The sequence below is a fragment of the Micromonospora sp. A202 genome, from assembly GCF_006715105.1.
Taxonomy (GTDB): Bacteria; Actinomycetota; Actinomycetes; order Mycobacteriales; family Micromonosporaceae; genus Micromonospora; species Micromonospora zamorensis.
Window position 1 is genome coordinate 3,155,809 of sequence record NZ_VFMP01000001.1, and the last position, 21,896, is coordinate 3,177,704.

Annotated in this window: 21 protein-coding genes; 5 read left to right on the forward strand and 16 right to left on the reverse strand. The window is 70.9% G+C overall.

Going from position 1 to position 21,896, the window contains the following annotated elements:
- Nucleotides 1–136: 136 nt before the first annotated feature.
- A complete protein-coding gene (locus FBZ33_RS14760; protein WP_088948264.1) occupies nt 137–1,930 on the forward strand; it encodes a bifunctional UDP-sugar hydrolase/5'-nucleotidase in 1,794 nt (597 codons plus the stop codon).
- Between the two features lie 57 nt (nt 1,931–1,987).
- On the opposite strand, the gene FBZ33_RS14765 is transcribed toward FBZ33_RS14760, so the two are convergent.
- A complete protein-coding gene (locus FBZ33_RS14765) occupies nt 1,988–2,185 on the reverse strand; it encodes a hypothetical protein (RefSeq protein ID WP_088948265.1) in 198 nt (65 codons plus the stop codon).
- Between the two features lie 55 nt (nt 2,186–2,240).
- Nucleotides 2,241–3,398, reverse strand: a complete 1,158-nt coding sequence (locus tag FBZ33_RS14770; RefSeq protein ID WP_141909481.1) for a geranylgeranyl reductase family protein — start codon at nt 3,396–3,398, stop codon at nt 2,241–2,243.
- 146 nt (nt 3,399–3,544) lie between these two features.
- Between FBZ33_RS14770 and FBZ33_RS14775 the strand changes: the two genes are divergently transcribed.
- Entirely contained in the window at nt 3,545–3,781 is a 237-nt protein-coding gene (locus FBZ33_RS14775; protein ID WP_088948267.1) for a hypothetical protein, read from the forward strand.
- An 86-nt stretch (nt 3,782–3,867) separates the two neighbouring features.
- The gene (locus FBZ33_RS14780) at nt 3,868–5,310 is read left to right on the forward strand and encodes an MFS transporter (RefSeq protein WP_088948268.1); all 1,443 of its coding nucleotides are present in this window, start codon (nt 3,868–3,870) and stop codon (nt 5,308–5,310) included.
- Between the two features lie 70 nt (nt 5,311–5,380).
- On the opposite strand, the gene FBZ33_RS14785 is transcribed toward FBZ33_RS14780, so the two are convergent.
- The 5 genes from FBZ33_RS14785 to FBZ33_RS14805 form a co-directional block, all read right to left on the reverse strand.
- Nucleotides 5,381–5,941 carry a hypothetical protein gene (locus FBZ33_RS14785; protein WP_141909482.1) on the reverse strand — a complete coding sequence of 187 codons (561 nt, stop codon included), beginning with the start codon at nt 5,939–5,941 and terminating at the stop codon, nt 5,381–5,383.
- Nucleotides 5,942–6,592: 651 nt separating this feature from the next.
- On the reverse strand, nt 6,593–7,588 hold the full coding sequence (locus tag FBZ33_RS14790) for an IS30 family transposase (protein WP_141908230.1): 996 nt from the start codon (nt 7,586–7,588) through the stop codon (nt 6,593–6,595).
- A gap of 270 nt (nt 7,589–7,858) precedes the next feature.
- Complete coding sequence (locus FBZ33_RS14795; protein ID WP_099853742.1) at nt 7,859–8,494, reverse strand: hypothetical protein; 636 nt, start codon at nt 8,492–8,494, stop codon at nt 7,859–7,861.
- Between the two features lie 13 nt (nt 8,495–8,507).
- Nucleotides 8,508–10,292: a DUF4012 domain-containing protein gene (locus FBZ33_RS14800; RefSeq protein ID WP_141909483.1), complete on the reverse strand. Its 1,785-nt coding sequence runs from the start codon at nt 10,290–10,292 to the stop codon at nt 8,508–8,510.
- Nucleotides 10,293–10,389: 97 nt separating this feature from the next.
- On the reverse strand, nt 10,390–11,637 hold the full coding sequence (locus FBZ33_RS14805; protein ID WP_141909484.1) for a glycosyltransferase family 4 protein: 1,248 nt from the start codon (nt 11,635–11,637) through the stop codon (nt 10,390–10,392).
- A 168-nt stretch (nt 11,638–11,805) separates the two neighbouring features.
- On the opposite strand from FBZ33_RS14805, the gene FBZ33_RS14810 reads away from it, so the two are divergent.
- On the forward strand, nt 11,806–12,360 hold the full coding sequence (locus tag FBZ33_RS14810) for a low molecular weight phosphatase family protein (protein ID WP_141909485.1): 555 nt from the start codon (nt 11,806–11,808) through the stop codon (nt 12,358–12,360).
- On the opposite strand, the gene FBZ33_RS14815 is transcribed toward FBZ33_RS14810, so the two are convergent.
- Entirely contained in the window at nt 12,341–13,804 is a 1,464-nt protein-coding gene (locus FBZ33_RS14815) for a polysaccharide biosynthesis tyrosine autokinase (protein WP_141909486.1), read from the reverse strand. The genes FBZ33_RS14810 and FBZ33_RS14815 overlap by 20 nt on opposite strands.
- A gap of 336 nt (nt 13,805–14,140) precedes the next feature.
- On the opposite strand from FBZ33_RS14815, the gene nhaA reads away from it, so the two are divergent.
- The gene (gene nhaA / locus FBZ33_RS14820; protein ID WP_141909487.1) at nt 14,141–15,496 is read left to right on the forward strand and encodes a Na+/H+ antiporter NhaA; all 1,356 of its coding nucleotides are present in this window, start codon (nt 14,141–14,143) and stop codon (nt 15,494–15,496) included.
- 75 nt (nt 15,497–15,571) lie between these two features.
- Here the strand turns inward: nhaA and FBZ33_RS14825 are convergent, their stop codons facing one another.
- The 8 genes from FBZ33_RS14825 to egtA form a co-directional block, all read right to left on the reverse strand.
- Complete coding sequence (locus FBZ33_RS14825) at nt 15,572–15,769, reverse strand: hypothetical protein (RefSeq protein WP_141909488.1); 198 nt, start codon at nt 15,767–15,769, stop codon at nt 15,572–15,574.
- Nucleotides 15,770–15,773: 4 nt separating this feature from the next.
- Nucleotides 15,774–16,094 carry a hypothetical protein gene (locus FBZ33_RS14830; RefSeq protein ID WP_088948277.1) on the reverse strand — a complete coding sequence of 107 codons (321 nt, stop codon included), beginning with the start codon at nt 16,092–16,094 and terminating at the stop codon, nt 15,774–15,776.
- Entirely contained in the window at nt 16,094–16,456 is a 363-nt protein-coding gene (locus FBZ33_RS14835; protein ID WP_088948278.1) for a DUF1622 domain-containing protein, read from the reverse strand. Before FBZ33_RS14835 ends, FBZ33_RS14830 begins: the two co-directional genes overlap by 1 nt.
- Before the next feature lie 39 nt (nt 16,457–16,495).
- Nucleotides 16,496–17,083 carry a TMEM165/GDT1 family protein gene (locus FBZ33_RS14840; protein ID WP_088951766.1) on the reverse strand — a complete coding sequence of 196 codons (588 nt, stop codon included), beginning with the start codon at nt 17,081–17,083 and terminating at the stop codon, nt 16,496–16,498.
- 215 nt (nt 17,084–17,298) lie between these two features.
- A complete protein-coding gene (gene egtD / locus FBZ33_RS14845; RefSeq protein ID WP_141909489.1) occupies nt 17,299–18,264 on the reverse strand; it encodes an L-histidine N(alpha)-methyltransferase in 966 nt (321 codons plus the stop codon).
- Between the two features lie 63 nt (nt 18,265–18,327).
- The gene (gene egtC / locus FBZ33_RS14850) at nt 18,328–19,074 is read right to left on the reverse strand and encodes an ergothioneine biosynthesis protein EgtC (RefSeq protein WP_141909490.1); all 747 of its coding nucleotides are present in this window, start codon (nt 19,072–19,074) and stop codon (nt 18,328–18,330) included.
- Between the two features lie 40 nt (nt 19,075–19,114).
- Nucleotides 19,115–20,437, reverse strand: a complete 1,323-nt coding sequence (egtB, locus tag FBZ33_RS14855; protein WP_141912685.1) for an ergothioneine biosynthesis protein EgtB — start codon at nt 20,435–20,437, stop codon at nt 19,115–19,117.
- A 91-nt stretch (nt 20,438–20,528) separates the two neighbouring features.
- Complete coding sequence (egtA, locus tag FBZ33_RS14860; RefSeq protein WP_141909491.1) at nt 20,529–21,767, reverse strand: ergothioneine biosynthesis glutamate--cysteine ligase EgtA; 1,239 nt, start codon at nt 21,765–21,767, stop codon at nt 20,529–20,531.
- Nucleotides 21,768–21,896: the final 129 nt, after the last annotated feature.

Genomic DNA, 21,896 nt, shown 5'->3' on the forward strand with positions numbered 1-21,896 from the left:
TCCCCGACCGCCGTACCCTGCGCCGGCCTGCGGAAACCGCAGCAGCACCTGGGGCTCGCGTGGCAGGAGTGTCCGCTGCTGGTTATGGTGCGCAAGGCGCTCACGAGGCGCGTCCACCCCCATGGAAAGGCACGTCATGACCTCTCCCTCCGGCCCGTCGCGTCGCCAGGTGCTCGTCGCCGCGGCGGCGGCCGCGACCGCCCCGCTGATCGCCGCCGCGCCCGCGCAGGCGGCCGGCGCGGCCCGGCCGCGCACCTGGGACCTCACCCTCCTGGGCACGTCGGACACGCACGGCAACGTCTACAACTGGGACTACTACCGCGACGCCGAGTACGACGACAGCAAGCAGAACGACATCGGCGTCGCGAAGCTGGCGACTCTGATCAACCAGATCCGTCGGGAGCGGCGCGGCAAGGCGACGCTGGTGCTCGACGCCGGCGACACCATCCAGGGCACGCCGCTGGCCACGTACTACGCCAAGCAGGAGCCGATCACCGCCACCGGGGAGAAGCACCCGATGGCCCGGGCGATGAACGTCATCGACTACGACGCGGTGACGCTGGGCAACCACGAGTTCAACTACGGCCTGCCGTTGCTGGACCTGTGGATCCGTCAGCTCGGTTTCCCGGCCCTCGCCGCGAACGCGGTCAACGCGAAGACCGGCAAGCCGGCCTTCCTGCCGTACGTCATCAAGAAGGTCTCCCTCGGTTTCGCCGCGCCGACCCTGCGGGTCGGCATCCTGGGGTTGACCAACCCCGGTGTGGCCATCTGGGACAAGGGCAACGTCGAGGGCAAGCTGCGCTTCGACGACATGGTCGCCACCGCGGCGAAGTGGGTGCCGATCATGCGGGCCCGCGGCGCGGACCTCGTGCTGATCTCCGCGCACGGCGGTGACAGCGGCACCTCCAGCTACGGCCCGGAGCTGCCGAACGAGAACCCGGTGGCGTTGATCGCCCAGCAGGTGCCGGGGATCGACGCGATCCTCTTCGGTCACGCGCACAACGAGGTGGTCGAGCGGTTCGTCACCAACGAGCGGACCGGCGCGCAGGTGCTGCTCTCCGAGCCGTCGAAGTGGGGCCAGCGGCTCACCCGGATGGACTTCACCCTGACCCGCGAGCGCGGCCGGTGGACGATCACCAAGAAGGCCGCCAGCATGCTGAACACCAACACCGTGGTCGAGGACCCGAAGGTGCTCGCCGCGGTGCGGGCCCAACACCAGAAGACCATCGCGTACGTCAACCAGGTGGTGGCCCAGGCCACCGTTGAGATGTCCACAGTGGAATCCAGGTACAAGGACACTCCCATCCTGGACTTCATCAACCACGTCCAGGCCGAGACCGTCACGAAGGCGCTGGCCGGCACGCAGTACGCCGACCTGCCGGTGCTGTCCCAGGCGTCCCCGTTCAGCCGTACCGCGGTCTTCCCCGCCGGGGACGTGAAGATCCGTGACGTGGCAGGGCTCTACGTCTTCGACAACACGCTCGAGGCGGTCGTGCTCAGCGGCGCGGAGGTGCGCACCTACCTGGAGTACTCGGCGAAGTACTTCCGGACCCTCGCTCCCGGCGCCCCGGTCGACCCGGAGCAGATCAGCGACTCGCCGGCGGTGCCGGACTACAACTACGACGTGATCTCCGGCCTGGACTACGACATCGACATCTCCAAGCCGATCGGGCAGCGGATCACCCGCCTGGTGCTGGCCGGCACCGACACTCCGGTGGCGGACAACGCCCAGTTCGTGATGGCGGTGAACAACTACCGGCGCAGCGGCGGCGGCAACTTCCCCGGCATCGTGAAGACCCAGGTCTACAACGCGCAGCAGGAGATCCGTCAGCTGCTCATCGACTGGGCGCAGGCCAAGGGGACGATCGACCCGGCCGACTTCTTCCAGCAGAACTGGCGACTGGTACGCGAGGGCGTGCCGGTCTTCTGACCCCAGCACATCGCTAACGGGCCGTGGGTGGCGACACCCGCGGCCCGTCGTGCGTTCTCAGCCCTGCACGTTCCAGCGGATCGGGTCCTCGGCCTCCTCCGGGCGGTCGCGCCCGGGGTCGGTCTCGGTCAGGGCGACGCGTTCGTCGGGACGCACCGCGAGCGGCAACTCGCCGAACCGCGCGTGGCGCAGGAACGCGTACTCGTCATCGGTGAACGGCTGCTCGGCCATCTGCACCTCCCACTCCCCCGCCATTGTCCAGCGGCTGGGCCACTGGACACCAGTGCGCGGTCACACCGCGTAGAGCATCCTAGGATCCTGGGTGAATGAAAGGGGCCCGGCGCGGGGCTGGCACCCGATCCAGCACCGCGAGGGCCGCCCGGATGGGCCGACGCCGCAGCATTTCGTCGAAGCTCGCCCGCCCCTGGCAGAACTGGACGAACATCCGCCAGCCCGGCGGCGTCGCCAGCAGGGCGTGGAACACGTCCGGGCGGCGGGTGAACACGTCCAGCAGCCGGAAGCCCGCCCGCATCTCCGGCACAAGCCCTTCGGCGACCGCCCGCTCGTACCCGGACAGGTCACCGGCCGCGACCGCCGCACCGGCCAGCCCGCCGGAACGCAACGCGAAACTGATGCCCTCCCGGCTCCACGGCTCCAACAGCCCCGCCGCATCCCCCACGACCAGCACCCGGCCGTTGCGCAACGGCGAGTCCTCCTCCCGGCACCGGGTCAGGTGCCCGGAGTCGTGCTCCGCCGGGAAGCCGGTCAGCCCCAACCGGTCCACGAACCGCCGCAGGTACTCCCGGGTCCCCTCCCCCGCGCCCCGTCCGGCGATCACCCCGACAGTCAACCGGTCACCCTTGGGAAAGACCCAGGCGTACGACCCCGGCATCGCTCCCCAGTCCAGCAGCAACCGCCCCCGCCACCGCTCCTGCTCGGCCGGGGGCACCGGGATCTCCAGCTCCAGACCCAGGTCCACCTGCCGGTACCGGACCCCCACATGCCGGGCGGTCACCCCCGACGAACCGTCCGCCCCGATCACCGCGCGGGCCCCGATCGTCGCACCGTCGGCCAGCCGCAGGCGTACCCCCTCGGGGTCCTGCTCGATCGCGCGGACGGCGACCCGCTCCCGCATCTGCGCGCCCGCGGCGACCGCCGCCGCGCGCAGCCGGTCGTCGAACTCCTCGCGGCGCACCATGGTCACGACCGGGCTGTCGTTGCGGCGGGTGAACTCCCGACGGCCGTCGCGGGTGAACGTGACCCGGTCCACCCGGTCGTGCGCCGGCACCTCGATCCGATCCGCGACGGCCGCCAGGGAGGTGCCGATCAGGCCACCACCACAGGTCTTGTAGCGCGGATGCGCGGCTCGCTCGACAACAAGGGTGGAGACACCGGCGCGGGCAGCGGCGTGCGCCGCGGAGAGCCCGGCGGGGCCGGCGCCGACGACGACGAGGTCCCAAACGATCACGAAAGCAGCCTAGGGCACCACCGAAGGCCCGGACCGTTCGCCACAGCCGACACCGACCGCCCGATCGGGTGTGCATCTTCGGTCACCCAGGGGGTAACCCGCGCACGGCAGCCGCCGCACGACGGCGGACGAACGAAGGAGGAAGCATGCAGCAGGTGCAACTGTCGGAGGCCGAGCAACGCGTGTACCAGGCGGTCACCACCCTGGAGGCACGCGGGCAGGTGCCGTACCCGGACCTCATCGCCGAGGTGTCAGGGCTGACCCAGGAGCAGGTGGACAGCCCCCTGCACCTGCTCACCGAGAAGGGCCTGCTGCACCGCGAGGACTCGCCGATGGCCGGCCTCGACTTCGGCCCCCGGTTCTGCGCCCGCCAGATGGCGTGAGGGCACCGAACAATCCACGACGATTCGCCCCCCGATGCTCCGGGTAGCGATCAGCAATGCGTGATCGACGGTCAACGGGGGGCGCGATGAGTGCGGCGCAGACGCCGCAGCCGGTGACGGCGGCCGAGAACCGACGACGCTGGCAGGCGGTCGGTGTCGGGTTGGTCGCCGCGTTCATGACGCTGCTCGACGTGAGCATCGTCAACGTCGCGGTGCCCTCCATCGACCGGGCGCTGCACGCGTCGCCGAGCGACCTGCAGTGGATCCTCTCCGGGTACGCGCTCACCTTCGGCCTGGCGCTGGTCCCCGCCGGCCGCTTCGGCGACGCACGCGGTCGGCGCAACGCGTTCGTCTTCGGCATCTCGCTCTTCACCGTGACCAGCGCGCTCGCCGGCCTCGCCACCTCACCGACGTGGCTGGTCATCGCCCGACTGCTTCAGGGTGCCGCCGCCGGCGTCGTCAACCCGCAGGTCATCGGGCTCATCCAGCAACTCTTCCGGGGGCCCGAACGGGCGCGCCCGTTCGGGCTGCTCGGCGCAACCATCGGAATCTCCACAGCGGTCGGGCCGTTGCTCGGCGGGCTGCTCATAGCCATCGGCGGCGAGGAACACGGGTGGCGGTGGGTCTTCTTCGTCAACGTGCCCGTCGGCATCCTCGCGGTGATTCTCGGCTGGCGTCTGCTGCCCGGCCGCCCCGCCGGTCAGGTCGGCTGGCATCGACTCGACCCCGTCGGTGTCCTCCTGCTCGGTGTGGGCGTCGTCCTCGTCCTGCTTCCGCTCGTGCAGGAGCAGCAGTGGCAGACCCCCTGGAAGTGGGCGCTCATCCCGGTCGGCCTGGCCGTGCTGGTCGTCTTCGGGCTCTGGGAGCGACGCTTCGCACGCCGTTACGAACCCCTGTTCGACCTTCGACTGTTCAACCTCCAGTCGTACACACTGGGCTCGATCCTGGCGCTGGTCTACTTCGGCGGCTTCACCGCGATCTTCTTCATCTTCACCCTGTTCCTACAGATGGGTCTCGGTTACAGCGCGTTCATCGCCGGTCTCGCCATCACCCCGTTCGCCCTGGGATCGGCGGCTGCCGCCGTACTCGGTGGCCGCGTCGTCAACCGCTTCGGCCGACCACTGGTCGCCATCGGTCTGCTCACCGTCGTGATCGGCCTGGCCGCAACGGTGGTCGCGCTGAAACTCGCGCCGGACGCCCCCGCGCCCTGGGTTGCCGCCGGTCCACTGCTCGTCGCCGGCATCGGCAGCGGGCTGGTGATCGCCCCCAACCAGACGATCACCCTCTCCGAAGTGCCAGTAGGGCAGGCGGGCAGCGGCGCCGGGATGCTCCAGACCGGTCAGCGCATCGGCGCCGCGGCCGGCATCGCCGCCGTCGGTTCGATGTTCTTCTCGTCGCTGGCCGACAGCCGCGGCAACTGGACCAGCGCCTTCGAGCGATCGCTCCTGCTGGCCACCGGCATCATCGTGCTCGCGCTGATCTGCGCGCTGATCGACATCGTCCGCACCCACAACCACCACAAGAACTGACATGGGTACGCCGCTGGCCGGCACCCCGGGTTGGGGGCCGGCCAGCGGTGTCGTTCGGTGTGTGTTGGTGTCAGCTGTTCCAGTGCTGGCCGACCAGGTCGGTGGCCTGCTGTTCCCACTGGGCGTAGGCGTCGGGGTAGGCGGAGACCTGGACGGTCTGCGCGGCGTCGGTCAGCGCCATGTCCTGCCACCCGTCGACCTGGCGGAGGCCCTTGAGGAACGCGGTCGTGGAGTAGGTCGGGTCGGTGATCTGCTCCGGCGTACCCCAACCACTGGTCGGGCGCTGCTGGAACAGGCCCAGCGAGTCATGGTCATTGGCGTCGCCGAGGTGGCCCAGGTTTTCCAGCTTCGACTCCTGCAGGCTCGTCGCGATCGAGATGACCGCGGCGCGCTCGGGCAGGCCGGCCTTCTTCGTCGCGGCGATGATCGCCTTGACGTTCGCGGTCTGCTCATCATTCAACGTGATCTGGGACTGCTCGCCCTGGGGCTTCGGGGCGGCCGACTGCACCGCCACCGCCACCGGCTTGCCATCCACGGGGTTGGCGTGGGCGGCGATCGGGCCGGCGAAGACACCACCGGCGAACGCGAGACCAGCAACAGACAACATGCTCTTACGGAAGATCGTGTTCATGGGGGTAGCTCCTTCGGGGGTAGGAACACCCGCACCACCAATGGGGGTCGGCGACACAAGGGTGTGAGCACCTCGTCCGGCGCTGCATCAAAACCAAGGGGGAAAGTCTGGAGGTGGTCGGCACCAGTTAAGCCGGGGGGCTTGCGGGGGCCGGGTCGGCGGCCTGCGAGCCGGGGGGCTTGTGGCGCCGGGTCCATGTGTAACGACCGCCGTCCGGGGATCATTCCCCGGTGGGTCCGCCCGCCGACACCGGCTCGTGTGAAGCGGTGCTCGGGTGGTCGCTCGTGGGGACTGCAACGACCGGGGGCCCGAGGTCATTCCGGGGCCGGGCCATCCCGTAGCACCCGATGGAGCGGGGTGCTGGGAAGGCTTCAACGATGCGGACCGGGGTCGCATTCCAACCCCGCCACCAGCTGTTCCAACCCCGGTCGGGCGGGGCGGTGAGCCGGTGGTCCTGCGATCGTCAGGGTGTTCAACGACCCCGGCCCGGCCATCATTCCGACCCACCGGTGCGACCGGCCACAGCCCAGACCCCTGAAACGGACAAACTTCGCGTCAGCCTGTCGCCGGCACCCCGGCACCCCGGCACCCGCGACAAACCCACCCGAGCCGGGCGTGATCCACTCGGGTTCACGGATAACGCGCCCGTGCTCAGCCGGTGGAAGCAATCTGGCTGGTCAGCAGCTCGGCGAAGACTTCTTTGGGTTTCTTGTAGCCGAGGATACGGCGGGGTCGGTTGTTGAGTCGGTCGGCGATGGCGTTGAGGTGGTCGTGGTCGTTGGGGATGACGGTGCCGCGGGGTAGGTATTCGCGAATCCACCGGTTGGTGCTCTCGTTGGTGCCGCGTTGCCAGGGACTGTGGGGGTGGGCGAAATAGACGTCGATACCGGCGGCGATGCTCAGGGCGGCGTGTTCGGCCATTTCGGTGCCGCAGTCCCAGGTCAGGGTGCGGCGCAGGGCGTCGGGCAGACCGGCGATGCCGGTGGCCACGGCGCTGGTGACGGTGGGGCTGTCTCTTCCTGATAGCGGGATCAGGATCAGGAACCGGGAGGTGCGTTCCACCAGCGTGGCGGTGGCGCTGGCGCCGTTCTTGCCGATGACCAGGTCGCCTTCCCAGTGCCCAGGTACCCGCCGGTCCTCGGCCTGGACGGGCCGCTGATCGATGAACGTCGGGTTCGGGATCTTCGGCGCCCGCGACGCCGGCGAACGCGCCGGGCGACGGTTCCTGCGGCCACTGCGCAACCGCAGGTGCTGCCGTGCCAACTCCCCGACCGGCAACGCATACATCCACGTGTAAATCGCCTCGTGCGACACCCGCATCGCCTCGTCCTCGGGATAGTCCACCCGCAACCGCCCAGCGACCTGATCCGGCGACCAACCCTCACCCAACAACGCCACCACCACCTCCCGCAGCCGCGCGTCCAACTCCAGCTTGCACGGCTTCGGCCGGCGCCGCGCCCGCTGCGCCTGCCGCTGCGAACGCCACGCCCGATAGAACCCCCGCCCACCACCCCGACAAATCTCCCGCGACACCACACTCGGATCCCGACCAATCCGCGCCGCAATCTGCTGACCCGAGAGCCCTTCAGCGATCCCCCGCGTGATCTCTTCCCGGTCCACCACCGTCAACGGCCTACGACCCGCCACGCCCCACCAGCCTCTCAGCGATCACCCCGCCGAAGAGACCAACGAACGACAAGATCGATTGCTACGACCACCTGAGCACGGGGCGGTAATCGGGACGGGTTGACACCCCGACTTCAAGGGAACCGAGTCGATCAAAGAGGCCTCGACTGCGCCGAGGCTGCTAAACCCGGACAAACGACCCCGGGCGGGCTGACGAAGAGCTGGCGCCCGTCGGAGTGGTCCGACGGGCGCCAGCTTCAGTGCGAACCGGGCGTTGCCCGGTGGTGCGGGTTAGTGCGCAGCACCGCCGAGGCGCTGGCGGCGACGCCAGGCCAGGGTCAGCAGCAGCATGACCGCTCCGGCGCCGACCAGGCCACCGCCGAGCTTCATGGGCGTACCCATGCTGTCACCGGTGACGGGCAGCGGCTGCTTCTTGTGCAGCACCCGCAGCTGCGTGCTGGCCGTACGGCCGGACTCGCGACCGGTCGCGGTGAAGGTCAGCAGACCCGTCACCGACGGCTTGTAGCTCCTGGTGAAGCGACCCTGGGCGTCGGTTCGCGCCGTGAAGGTCAGGGGCGCGCTCGCCTGGTGGGCCACCGGGGCCATGGCGACGGTGCTGCCGTCGCTGCGGCGAGCCGGAGCCTGACCGCCGGCTGGAGCGGCGAACGGGGTCACCGTCACCACGATGTCGACGGTCTCGTTCGGACCGAAGCCGGTGCCGGTCAGGATGACCGTCTCGCCGAGGTAGATCGTCGGCCGGTTGACGGTGAGCGACGCGGCGGCCGGTGGGTACGGCGGCGGCTGCGGCGGGTCAGTGGTCGCGGTCGCGCTGGGCGTCGGCTGCGGCTGTGCCGCCACCGCTGCCGTCGGCACGGCCACCACGGCCAGGCCGACCGTGAGCGCCATGATGATGCGGGATAGCCGCATGATTGGTTCCCTCCTACTGGTCACAGCTTGGTGCGGAATGAACTTGGGTGGTCCAGGGGCTGGCGGTGGGGGTCAGTCGCAACTCGGCCTGGCCGACGCCGGTCTTGGCCGTCAGCACGGTGACCTCCAGCGCCCTCTCGGCACCGGGGCCGACGTCGACGCTGGCCGTCGCCACCTGGCGGTGGCGTTCGGTGCCGCTACCAAGCGCCGTCTCGGCCCCGTCGAGCCGGGCGTCGAGCACCGCCCCGCCGGCCGGGCTGAAGATCGACACCAACGTGCGGGCGGTGTACGGATCGCCGGCCAGACCGAGGCCGAGGACCGACTCGCTAAGTCCGGACTTCGGCGCCGTCGAGCGCAGGGTCACCCGCAACCGGAGCTCACGGCGTCCGTCGGGTCGGCATTCGCCCACCGTGAGGTTCGCCGTCGGCCGCAGGTAGTAGCCGAGCTTCGCGCCGCTGCCGTCGTTGAGGAACACGCCGACGGTCGGCACGGTGTCCTGTTCCGGAAGCGTCCCGGCCATCCGGCTGTCGCCGAACGTCCGCTGTTCCTCAGGTCGGGCACTCCAGAACAATATCCGCCGTTCGGTGATAGCACGGTCAAATGCGGACAACAACACCCGTGGGTTGACATTCTTCTTGAAGAAGGCATCAAACACCGAGGCTGCTGACGAGGCGAAGAACTCGTCCTGCTGCTTCACGTTCAGCCGTTGGTAGCTGTCGTTGAGCAGGGTCTGCACGACCTTCTCGCTGGCGAGCGGGACCCCGCCGGGCACCAGAACCGGGCCGGTCGCCTTGAGCAGATAGGACAGCACCACCGGGTCCACGGCGAGCACACCGTCGACTGTGGTGCCCGTCTTACGGCGGAACATCTCGCGGTACAGCGCGGCGGCGGTCGGGAAGTGCGGGGAGAGATTCACGTCGGCCGGGTAGATGCCGGGCAGGTCGGTCCAGAGCGCGCGGGTCTCGGCGGGCAGCTTCAACGCCGGGGTGAACTGGCCGAGCGAGGCACTGCTGCCCTGCTTGCCCATCTTCACCTTGCCGTTCTCCGCCTCCATGATCGCGTACGCGCCGAACATGCCGCCGGTGGCGCGCAACTCGGCGAGGTTCTGCGAGACCAGCAGGTAGCGTCGCGGGCCGCTCGCGCCGAGCAGTGGCGGCAGCAAACGGGCTCCCTGGTCGGCGGCCGAGGTGAGGCTGGCCAAGCGGTCGATCTCGCCGCGCAGGTCGATCAGCGCCTGCCGGACCTGACTGACCAGACTCTCGGCGGGCACCGCGGCCAGGTCTCGACGCGTCCGCTGCACCGACTCGTCCGCGCGGGTCAGTTCGGCGGAGACGTCGCCGAGCCGGGCCAGGTCCAGTCGACCACCGGCCGGCACGAGGCTGGTCAGGTCCGTCCGGAGCAGGGTCGGGAACGCCTGCCGTGCCAGCTCGTCGATGGCGATGGCGATCTGCCGGACCGCGTCGAGGTCGTCGCCGGCGATCGGGGTACGCCGACCGAGTTGCCAGCTCGGGTCGCCCGTCGCCTTCCGGGCCGCGCCCGACTGCGACTGCAGAGCGGCGAGCGTCCGCAGAGCCCGGTCGGTGTCACCACCGACGACCTGGGCGCTCAACTCCCGAGCCAGACCGGCGGCGTTGAGCAGGTGGGCGCGCGCCTGCCAGCCGCGGAAGCCGACCCACCCGCCGGCCGCCAGCAGCAGCGAGCCGACCACCAGGGCACTGAGGAGGACACGTCGCAGTCGGGCACGCCGACGACGCCGGGACCGGCTCCGTCGCCGGGTCGGCCGTTCGCTTTCCGTCACACCACACTCCCGTTCGCGGAATCGGACAGATGGTCGATTCCCTGACGTTCTTAGCACGCGCCGGGGAACTTCGTACCGTTATTGCAATTGTTGTCCTTTAGGCGAGGTTTCCTCGCGAGTTGCCGGCCGGCTCCGCGACTCGTCCTGCCGCCTCATGCAGCAGTCGCTCGATCCGGTCCACACCGGCGGGTAGCGACATCTCCCGCAGGTACGCCGCCCGGCCGCGCCGACCCATCTCGGCCCGGGTCGGCGGAGGAATGGTGGCGGCCAACCAGAACCGGTCGGCCAGAGCCGCCCAGTCCTCCGGCGGGCAGGAGAGCCCCGCTCTGGCTCGTTCGACAAGCTCGGCCGTGTCCCCGCCGGCCGACGCCACCACCGGTGCGGCACACGAGAGCGCGGCCTGGAGCTTGCCCGGCACCGTGCCCCGCAGCTCCGGAAGGTCACGCAGCATGACCAGCTGGTAGTCGGCGGCGGCGTACAGCTCGGGCATGTCGACGGGCGACCGTCGCTCCATGAAGCGGACGTTGTCCGCGCCCAGCTCGGCGGCGAGCCCCCGCACCCGCCGCTCTTCAGCGCCCGAACCGACCAGGACCAGATCCATCGTCCGGTCCAGTGCCGCCGCCGCCCGAACAGCGGTCTCCAGCCCTTGCCGGGCGCCGATGGTCCCGGCGTGCATCACCACGCACCGGCCGTCCCGGCGAACCAGCTGACGGGCGGCCGCGCCGGGCGTCACCGGATGGAAGATTCGCTCGTCGGTCCAGTTCAGCACCAGTCGGACCCGGGTCGGGTCGGCGCCCGCGGCGACCACCAGGTCCCGCATCGACGGTGCGGCTACCGCGATCCGCGCCGCGGCCCGGTAGATCCGGCTCATCGCGCTGCCCATCCGCACCGCCCAGCGACCCTCGCCCGCCTCGTCGACGCCGTCCGAGGCCCAGACATCCTGCACGTGCAGCACCGCCGGAACCCGACCGAGCAGCCGGAGCACCCCGGCGGTGGCGAACGTCGTCGCCGGCAGTTGAAAGACGTAGAGCGCGTCCACGTCGCGGAAGTACCGGCGCGCGGCCAGTGTCGCGCTGCCGGCGAAAGAGAGGTAGCTGGCCATCCGGGTACCGGTGGACGCGGCACGCCCGGGGTAGCGCGGCACCCGTCGAACGGTCAGCCGTTCGCTGTGCGTCTCGTGGTGCCAACGCTGCCGCCAGCCGGGATAGACGTGCCCACCGGGATAGTCCGGAAAGCCGGTGAGCACCCGGACCTCGTGCCCCCGCGCGGCCAGTTCCTCGGCGAGGCTGCCCGGGATGAACGCCGGCTCGGGCGGAAAGTGGTACGACAGGATTCCGATCCTCACCGCAGCGCCCCCGTCCGGCGTGGATCGACGTCGACCGGCGCGGCACCACGACCGGCAGACGCCCGGCCCGCGTACGATGCCGACAACCCCTCCCCGCGCGGCCTCCGGCGTCGACGCACCGCCCTCGCGGTGCGGACACCCGCGTCCGCACCGATGAGAGGGGCACCGATGGCTGATCGCGTGTTGTTCGTCTGCCACGCCAACCTGTGCCGGTCGCCGATGGCCGAGTTCCTGGCCCGCCGGCTGTTGGCCGACCGGCCCGTCACCGTGGCCAGCGCCGGCACCGACGCGATCGACGGGCTGGCGATGCACCCGTACGCGATGGAGATCGCGGCCGACAGCGGCGTCGACCCGGCGGAGTTCCGGACCCGGGGGTTGCGCCCCGAGTACCTGGCCGACGCGACGCTGGTGCTGACCGCGACCCGACGCCAGCGCTCGGTCTGCACCGCGCTGACACCGGCGGCGCTGCACCGGACGTTCACCGTGCGCCAGTTCGGCCGGCTGGCCGCTGCGGCCGAGCCGCTCGACGGATCGAGCGACGACCCGTTGGGCGCGGCGATCGCCGCCGCCGCCCAGGCCCGGGGACGGCTGCAACCTGCCGCCCCCGAGGCGGACGACCTTCGGGACCCGATCGGCGGCACCGCCGCCGACTTCCGACGCTGTGCCGAGGAGATCGAACGGTCGCTGCGACCCCTCGCCGCGCTCATCGGGGCAACCGGCTGAGTTCCTGGGTGTGGTCGGCGACGCCGTTGACTCCGTCGGTGGTCGCGACGTGTCTGCCGGACGCGGCCCGGTCGGCCGGCACCGACGCCTTGGGCGTCGAGGTGACCACCCGGTAGGCCTCGTACTGGTACGCCTCGGCCTTGGCCACCTTCGCCATGTTCAGCACGCAGCCGAGCAGCCGGACCGAGACCGAGTGCAGCGAGCGGGCCGCGGCGGCCACCTGGGTCCGGGAGGTACGGCCCTGCTGGGTCACCAGCAGGGCACCGTCGGCCTGCACGGCGACGACCACGCCGTCGGTCACCGCGAGCAGCGGCGCAGTGTCGATGATCACGATGTCCGCCGACTCGCGCAGCGCCAGCAACAAATCCGACATCGCCTTGGAGCCGAGCAGTTCGCTCGGGTTCGGCGGGGCCGACCCGCTGGGCAGCACCAGGAGCGACTTGTCCCCCCAGCGCTGCACGACATCACCGACCTGCACGTCGCCGACCAGCACGTCGGTGAGACCGACACCGGCGTCCAGGCCCAGGTAGTCGTCGACCTTCGGGCGGCGCAGGTCCGCGTCGACCAGTAGCACCCGCCAGCCGGCCTCGGCGAGCGCGATGGCCAGGTTGCAGGAGAGGGTGGTCTTGCCCTCGCCCTGCAGGGCGCTGGTCACGGCGATGACCCGGGCCGGCTCGTGGACATCGACGAAGCGCAGGTTGGTCCGCAGTTTGCGAACCGCCTCGGCACGCGCCGAGGTCGCGGCCTCGCCCACGATCAGCGGCGCGGTGCGGGCGCTGGCCTCGAAGGGGATCTCGCCAAGCAGCGGGCTGCCGGTGGCGCGTTGCAGGCCCGCGGAGTCGCGCAACCGTACGTCGGCGATGCCGCGCAGGATCGCCAGGCCGACGCCGAGGAGCAGCCCGATCAGGCCGCCGAGGGTGAGATTGCGGACCGGCTGCGGCGAGACAGGGTTGGCGCTCACCCGCGGGCCGCTGACCACTTCGATTTTGATCGGCGCCTTACCTTCGGGCGTCGTCTCGATCTTCTGCACGAGTTCGACGAACTTCGCGGCGAGGGACTCCGTCACCCGCAGCGCGCGGGTCTGGTCCGTGTCAGTGACCGACGCCCGCAGCAGAACGGTGCCGGTCTCGGTGGAGGTGCTCACCCGGCGCTGCACCTCGTCCGCGGTGAGACCCACCGGCGTTTCGGCCACCACGCTCTGCGCCAGTCGGTCGCTGCCGAGCAGGTCGGCGTAAGACTTGACACGCTGCTGGAGGAAGAGCCCGCCCTGGTAGGCCTCGCTGATGCCCGAGTTGGGGGTGGTGACGAAGAAGGTCACCGAGGCGACGTACCGGGGTTGGGCCCGCACGGTCAGGAACGCCGAGACGCCCAGAGCCACCATGATCGTGACCAGCGGTACCCACCAGTGCCGACGCACGTGACGCAAATGGCGGAGCAGGTCCATCAGGAGCGCCTCCGTGCCGGTCCGGTTACGCCAATAAACTTCACGAAAACCCCCAAGGTCGTCTCTAAACTCGTGAAACCATTAAAGCGGTTGTTGCGCCTTATGTCCGGAGTTATGTATTTTCCGCAGTGCGATGCGCATCCGGATGACCAACCCGACAAACACCCATTCGGCAGCGGCGACAACGCGGAAAAGGTCGAAAGCCGATCAGGTGGCGTCCGATCGGCCCAGCGCGGGCCGCCCGGCGCAAAGCCGGATAGGCTCGGTGAAGGTGTGCCGGGAAGTCTGGTCGGCGAGTGGATTCCTGCTGTCCTGACTCCCGAGGTGACCCCGCACATGACCTCCCGCACCCCGCCGTCCGAGCAGCGCCCGCCGAGGGTCCGGCTGTTCTCCCGCTCATCCTGGCCGCAGGCCCGACACCTGGCCGACGTGCTGCGTACCGAGACCGTCGGCGGAGCGCTGCTGCTGCTCGGTGCCGTGGTCGCGCTGACCTGGGCAAACTCGCCCTGGTCCGACTCGTACACCCGGCTCGGTGCCTGGGTGCCCTGGCCCGGCGGCGCGTCGGCGCACCTCGACCTGACCCTGGCCACCTGGGCGGCGGACGGCCTGCTGGCCGTCTTCTTCTTCGTCGTGGGTCTGGAACTCAAACGGGAGTTCGTCGCCGGGGAACTGCGCGACCCACGCCGGGCGGCGCTGCCCGTGGTGGCCGCCCTCGGGGGAATGCTGCTGCCGGCGCTGATCTACGTGGGGGTCGTCCTGAGCGCCGGCGGGGACGGGTTGCGCGGATGGGCCATCCCGACCGCGACCGACATCGCCTTCGCGCTGGCCGTGCTCGCGGTGGTCAGCTCACACCTGCCCCAGGGCCTGCGCGCCTTCCTGCTCACCCTCGCCGTGGTCGACGACCTCTTCGCGATCACCATCATCGCGGTCTTCTACACCGCCGACTTCCAACCTCTTCCGCTGCTCGCGGCGCTACTGCCGATCGGGCTCTTCGCCCTGCTGGTGCAACGCGGGCGCACCTGGTGGTGGGCGCTGATCCCACTCGCGGTCGCCACCTGGGCGCTGGTGCACGCCTCGGGTGTGCACGCCACCGTGGCCGGTGTCCTGCTCGGTTTCACGGTCCCGGTGCTGGCCCGCCGCCCAACGGTCGCTGGTGGCCAGCCGGCCGCCGTATCGGACGAGGGCGGGCTCGCCGAACGCCTGGAGCACCGGTGGCGCCCGGTGTCGGCCGGCTTCGCGGTGCCGGTCTTCGCGCTGTTCGCCGCCGGGGTCACGCTGCGCGGCAGCGACCTCGGCGCCCTGCTGACCGACCCGATCGTGATCGCCGTCGTCGCCGCCCTGGTCTTCGGCAAGAGCATCGGCATCTTCGGATCGACGTACCTGCTGGCCCGATTCACCCGCGCCGAACTGGACGAGGACATCAGCTGGTCGGACCTGCTCGGGATCGCCCTGCTGGCCGGCGTCGGGTTCACTGTGTCGCTGCTCATCGGCGATCTGGCCTTCGGCGCCGGCAGCACGACCGACGGTCGGGTCAAGGTGGCCGTGCTGCTCGGGTCGGTGATCTCCGCCGGCCTGGCCGCCACGGTGCTCGTCCGCCGCAACGCGACGTACCGCCTGGTGGCGGAGCGGGAGCGGCTCGACGCCGACGGCGACGGTGTGCCCGACGTCTACCAGCGACCCTCAGGCGCTTGAACGGATGGCCGCGCGAGCCGGCGAACGGCCGACCCGCGCGGCGTGCCACCTCCGTGCCGTACGACGGACCTCCGGTCAGCGGCGACGATCGGCGGGCGGCAGCTCCTCGGTCTCCTCGACCACCGCCTCGGCCGCCGGGGCGGTGAGGTCGTCGCCCGGCACCGCCACCGCCTCGACGCGATCCTGCTCGTCGGGCTTCCCGCCGGGCGGCGGCTCGGGAGCGGTGGCACCGCCGGAGAAGCCGTACTCGTTCGGTTCGTCGTGCCGGCTCATGTGGTTATCCTCCCGTTTTCCCGGTTCCACGTCTCAAGGCCAACGGTAGGTGGTGATCGTCCCCGGCGCAGGGTGCCGGGGATTGTCGCCCGGACCACGGCGGCGGAGCGCTCATCGCCGCACCGAGCAGTTGCCGCAGGGCGATGATCGCGACCGCGCCGGCCAGGCCGTTCCAGCCAGGGTCGCCGGCCAGCCGCAGCAGACCGGCCGCGGTCAGCAGGTCCAACAGCAGCCGTACGCCGGTCCGCAGCGCTCCGGTGCTGAGCACGGTGACCACCCCGACGACCAGGGCCAGAGCGGTGACCACCGTGAGCAGGACGTCCATCACCGGGACTGCTCTGCCTCGGCCACCTGGCGCTGCTCCTGACGGATCTCGCGGCCCAGGAAGTAGTTCAACGCCGTTCGGATCGTGGCGATGGCCGCCAGCTGGCCGATCTGCTCGAACGACGGCGACACGGCGGTCCGCAGCACGTCGGCCGCCAACTGGAACTCCAGGCCGAGGGTCAGAAAGCGGCCGAGGGAGAGCCGGATGGGCGTGAAGAGGGCGGCGGAACGGTGTCGTAGCCCTTCGACCACGAACCGCACCGCCGCCCAGACCGCGCCAACGAAGATCACCAGTGCGCCGGCCACCTCCACCACGGCCACCAGCACCTGGTCGCCCTGACGCAACAGCTCGGCCGGCTCCACCCCGGGCCGTTACCCGCACTCGGGGCAGCTAGTCGACACTCAGGTCAGCTCGTTCACCGCCTCCAGGATCAACCAGAGACCGGAGATGGCGAACAGGATCGCGGCACCGTACTTGATGGCCTTCTCCGGCAGCCGACGACCGAGCATCCGGCCGACCAGGATGGCCAACGCGTCCGCCGCCACCATGCCCAGCGTGGAGCCGAGCCAGGTGCCGAACCAGCCGTACTTGGTGGCGAGCGTGATCGTGGCGAGCATCGTCTTGTCACCCAGCTCGGCCAGGAAGAACGCCACCGACACCGCCACCAGCGCGGTCTTGTTGGTCTTCTCCGCCTTTCGCTTCTCGTCCTCGGTGAGCTTGTCCCCGCGCAGGGTCCACGCGCCGAAACCGAGGAACGCCACACCGGCCACCAAGGAGATCCACTCGGTCGGCAACACCGCCCCGAGACCCGCACCGATGGCGACCGACGCCAGGTGCACCACCGCCGTGGCGATGGTGATGCCGATCAGCACCGGGATCGGCTTGAACCGCGTGGCGAAGGTCAGCGCCATCAGCTGGGACTTGTCCCCCAGCTCGGCTACGAAGATGACGCCGAAGCTGACGACCAGCGCGGCGAAAAATCCCTCCATGACGTCCTTCCCGCTCATGCCGGGAGGAGGTACAGGGGCGCCCTCGACCCGGCTGCAACAGCCTGAGTCGAAGGTCTCGCCCGCCTCGGGAACCGAGGCCGCGTGGCCGGATGCGGAACGCACCAGTATGTCGACCACGACATTGGGGGCTACTCCCCTTCGCCCGGTCAGCCTATCCGATCATCGGCTGGCCGGTTCTCGGCGGGTGGACAGGCTCACCGGGTTCGCGCCAACGTGACCCCGAAGAGCCCATCCGGGTCGGTCCAGAACTCCGTCGTGTCGAAGCCCGCCGTGGCCAACTCCGCGGCGATCCCCTCCGGGTGGAACTTCGCCGAGACCTCGGTGCGCAGGTCCTCCCCCGCCGCGAAGTCGACAGTCATGCCCAGCACCCGCACCCGCATCGCCCGGGTCGCCCGCAACCGCATCTCGATCCACTCATGGTCCGGGTCCCAGAGGGCGACGTGTTCGAACGCCGCCGGGTCGAAGTCCGCACCCAACTCGCGGTTGATCACCCGCAGCACGTTGCGGTTGAACTCAGCGGTGACCCCGGCCGCGTCGTCGTAGGCGGGCACGATCACCGACGGATCCTTCACCAGGTCGGTGCCGAGCAACAGCCAGTCGCCGGCCTCCAACGCTGCGCGCATCGCCGTCAGGAACCCGGCCCGCTCGGCGGGCAGCAGGTTGCCGATGGTGCCGCCCAGGAAAACCACCAGCCGTCGGCCACCGGTGGGCAGCCGGTCCAACTGCCGGGTGAAGTCCCCCACGATGCCCCGAACCCGCAGGCCCGGATAGTCGGCGGCGATCTGGGCGGTGGACCCCCGCAGCGCGCTGACCGACACGTCGAGCGGGACGAACGTGCCCAGCCCGCCCTCACGGGTGAGGGCGTCCAACAGCAGCCGGGTCTTCTCCGACGAACCGGAGCCCAACTCGATCAGAGTCTTGGCCGACGTCAGCGCCGCGATGTCGGAGGCCCGCTCGGCCAGCACCGCCCGCTCGACCCGGGTGGGGTAGTACTCGGGAAGTCGAGTTATCTCCTCGAACAGCTCACTGCCCCGGGCGTCGTAGAACCACTTCGGCGGCAGCCACTTCTGCCCGGCGCTCAGCCCGGCCCGGACGTCGTCGCGCAGGCCACGCTCCAGATCGCGCTCTTCGAGGTAGATCTCCAGCGGTTCCGCGGTCATCGGTTCGCCTCTCTGCTCGATCAACTCTGCTCGATCAACCGTTGCGTGCCCGACCGGTGCGACTCACCGGGTCGGCAGGGGACGTGTCCGCACCTCGTCAGCGGTGGCGACGACCAGATGCCCCTCCGGCACCGCCCGCCACCCGGGATCGTCGTCGTGCGGCTCCGAGGCGAGCAGCACCGAACAGGGCCCCTCGCGGACCGACAGCGCGTGCCCGGCCACGCTGGCCACCGCCCGGTGACCGTCGGTGAGCAGCAGGTTGAGCCGCGACCCGGGGGCGGCCGCGGCGACGTCGGCCACCGTCTGCCCGACCGCGTCCGCCGGGTCGTCGCCGGCCCGCAGCCGATGCCGCACCAACGCCCAGAGCAACGCCGAGTCGGTGGCGGCGTCCAGGGTGAGCAGGTCACGGACCGGCAGGCCGGCCGCGAGTGGCACCACCGTGTCCGGCCAGCCACGAACCACCCCGTTGTGGCTGAACAGCCACCGCCCCTCGGCGAAGGGCGCGGCGGCACCGTCGAGCACCGCCATCCCGACCGTGGCCGAGCGCACCGCCGCGAGCACCGCACCGGAGCGGGTCACCGACGCGAGCTGGGCGACGGTCGGGTCGCTCCAGATCGGCTGCGCCCGCCGGTAGCGCACCGGCTCACCCTCGCCCGGGTACCAGCCGACGCCGAACCCGTCAGCGTTGATCGTGCCGCCGCCGCGCATGTCCCGGGGCGCCCAGGACTGCCGCACCAACGAGTGCGGGGGGTCGAACAGGACCTCGGCCAGGGTGACAGGCGGCCCCAGATAGGCCAGGTGACGACACATCAGCGCGCCCAGCCCGCCGGGCCGCCGACAACGCAGTGGATCACCGGTGCGACTCGTCGGGCCGGGCGTCGCGGGCGCAGCGGAAACCGCTGAAGATCTGCCGGCGGATCGGATGGTCCCAGTTGCGGAAGGTGCCCCGGCAGGCGGAACGGTCGGTGCCGAACGAGCCACCCCGCAGCACCCGGTAGTCGCCACCGAAGAAGACCTCCGAGTATTCGCGGTAGGGAAACGCGGTGAAGCCGGGATGCCCGCCGAACGTGCTCGACGTCCACTCCCAGACGTCACCGATGAGCTGGTGCACCCCCAACGGCGACACACCGGCCGGGTACGCGCCCACCGGCGCCGGCCGCAGGTGACGTTGGTCGAGGTTGGCGTGCGCCTCGGAGGGGTCGTCGTCCCCCCAGGGATAACGGCGCGAGCGCCCGGTCGCCGGGTCCCAACGGGCCGCCTTCTCCCACTCCGCCTCGGTCGGCAACCGCTCACCGGCCCACGCCGCGTACGCCTGCGCCTCGTAGAAGCACACGTGCACCACCGGCTCGTCAGCGCGCACCCGGCTCCACCGGCCGAAACGCTGGTAGGACCATTCGTCGCCGTCCCGACGCCAGTGCATCGGCGCCTCCAGCCCCTCCCGGAGCCGATGCGCCCAGCCGGCCGAGCTCCACCAGCGCTGATCGCGGTAGCCGTCCTCCGCGATGAACGCCGCGAACTCCCCGTTGGTGACCGGGGCGGCGTCGATGACGTACGCCGGGAGGTCGACCCGGTGCGCCGGACGTTCGTTGTCCAACGCCCACGGGTCGGTGTCGGTGCCCATGGTGAACTCCCCGGCCGGCACCAGCACCTCCCCACCGACCCGCACGGACGGCTCCGGCGGCGGCGGGGCGTGCAACACCGCCGGCCCCGAGCGCAGTTGATGGGTGGCAAGCATGGTCTCGTCGTGCTGCTGCTCGTGCTGCACGATCATGCCGAACGCGAACCCGTCGGCGACCAGCGGCCGCTCGGTGAAGGTCACCGCGTCGAGCAGATCGTGCACCTTGTCCCGGACGGTGCCCAGGTAGGCACGCGCCTCGGCGGGCGGGAGCAGGGGCAGCGCCGGGCGGTCCCGGCGCGGCTGCTTGAACGCGTCGTACAGCTCGTCGATGTCGCACCGGACCGGCTGGCGCCCCCCGACATCGCGCACCAACCACAGCTCCTCCTGGTTGCCCACGTGGGCAAGGTCCCAGACCAGCGGCGACATCAGCGGAGAGTGTTGGCGCATCAGGTCGGCGTCGTCGACCACCTCGGTCAACAACGTGGTGCGGGCACGGGCACGCGCCAGCTCCACCGCGATCCGCTCGCGCAACCGCTCGCCGTCGACGTGCCCCATGGCGCCGGCGGGCACCGCGTCCCCCTTCACACTCACCGCGTCCCTTCCGTTCGCGACTGCGGGGCTCGCAACCCCGGCTCACTCCTCGCGCTCACCGGTCGTCTCCCCTCTGGGCGACGGCCAGCCGCCCTCGTACGCCTCGCTCGATGTCGTCGTGGGTGCCGGCCGGCAGGTCCAGCCGAGGCAGGGTGGTCAGGGCCAGGTCGAGCAGGGCCGCCGCGGCGGCGGCCAGCGCGGGGTCGGCCAGACCGTGCCGGGCGGCAGCCGACCAGCGGTGCGCCACCGGCGCGGCGATCGCGTACGCCCCGCGCAGCGTGCCCGGGTCGTGGAAGAGGGCGCTCAGCACCGCCAGCGGGAGCCGCCAGTCCCGGTCGGGTTGGGCGTCCAGGTAGCGCAGCTCCAGGTAACCGCGCGGCCGCACCGGCGGAAAGAGGGTGCTGACGTGGTAGTCGAGGTCATCGGTGGTGGGTGGTTCCGGCAGCGCGCCGTCGAGCCAGTCGGCGAAGGTCACACCGGCCGGCGCGGTCCAGTCCGAGCCGTCCCGACGCCGGCACAGCAGCGGCGCGGCCAGCACGTACCGGATCCAGGCGGCGGTCGGGTCCTCATCGGCGTGGCCCGGTGTCCAGACCGGGCGGGTGCGAGCCGGGTCGATGGCCAGCCAGGTGGCCATCCGGGCGGAGGCCCAGCCGGTGCGCCGCCCGGCGTGTCGGGCGGCGGATGCGAACGCCGCGAGCAGCGGCGGCCCGACGGCGTGGGCCGCGGCCCAGCGGTCAGCGACCTGGTCCGGCTCACCGGCGTCCAGACAGACCTGGAGGCCGGCGGTGCTGTACATCATGGTGCGGCCGGCCGGACCGCGCCGGTCGAAGGCACCGCGCATCGCGCGGTAGCGGGGAGTTTCCAGCACCGGGCGGGGCCGTCGGTGTGGGTCGATGCCGCTGCGGCCGAGAATCAGCCCGGCGGTGGCCAGCAGGTCGGTGACCTGGGCGATGTCGGCCTCGGTGGCTCGGATCAATGCGGCGGTCGAGGCGCGGGGCGGGGTGGAGATCTCCAACTGGCCACCCGGCTCCAGGGTCACCATGCCGCCGTGCCGCAGAGGCTCGGAAGGGCTGGTGGGATCCAGTGTGACGGGGCTGTGCCGCCCCAGCGCCGCCCGCAGCCTCGTCGGATCGACGGGGCGGACGGGGTCGGCGGCGTCGTGCACGGTCCATTCCAGTTCGACGCCGGTATGTGTCGGTGGACCGGTCTTGAAGCAGATCCGGGCGAGGTGCCGGCCTGCGGCTGCGGACTCGCGCAGAATGGCGCTGCGGTCCAGCTCGGGCGACGTCACCAACGGTCAGGCCCCCTCTCGTGTGCCGCCTTCGCGACACCGTGCCACCGTAAACCCACCCACCGACACCGTCGGGGGCGTGCACGGCGCCGCCAACTTCTGTCTAACAGACGAATTTCCGACGCAGGGCGG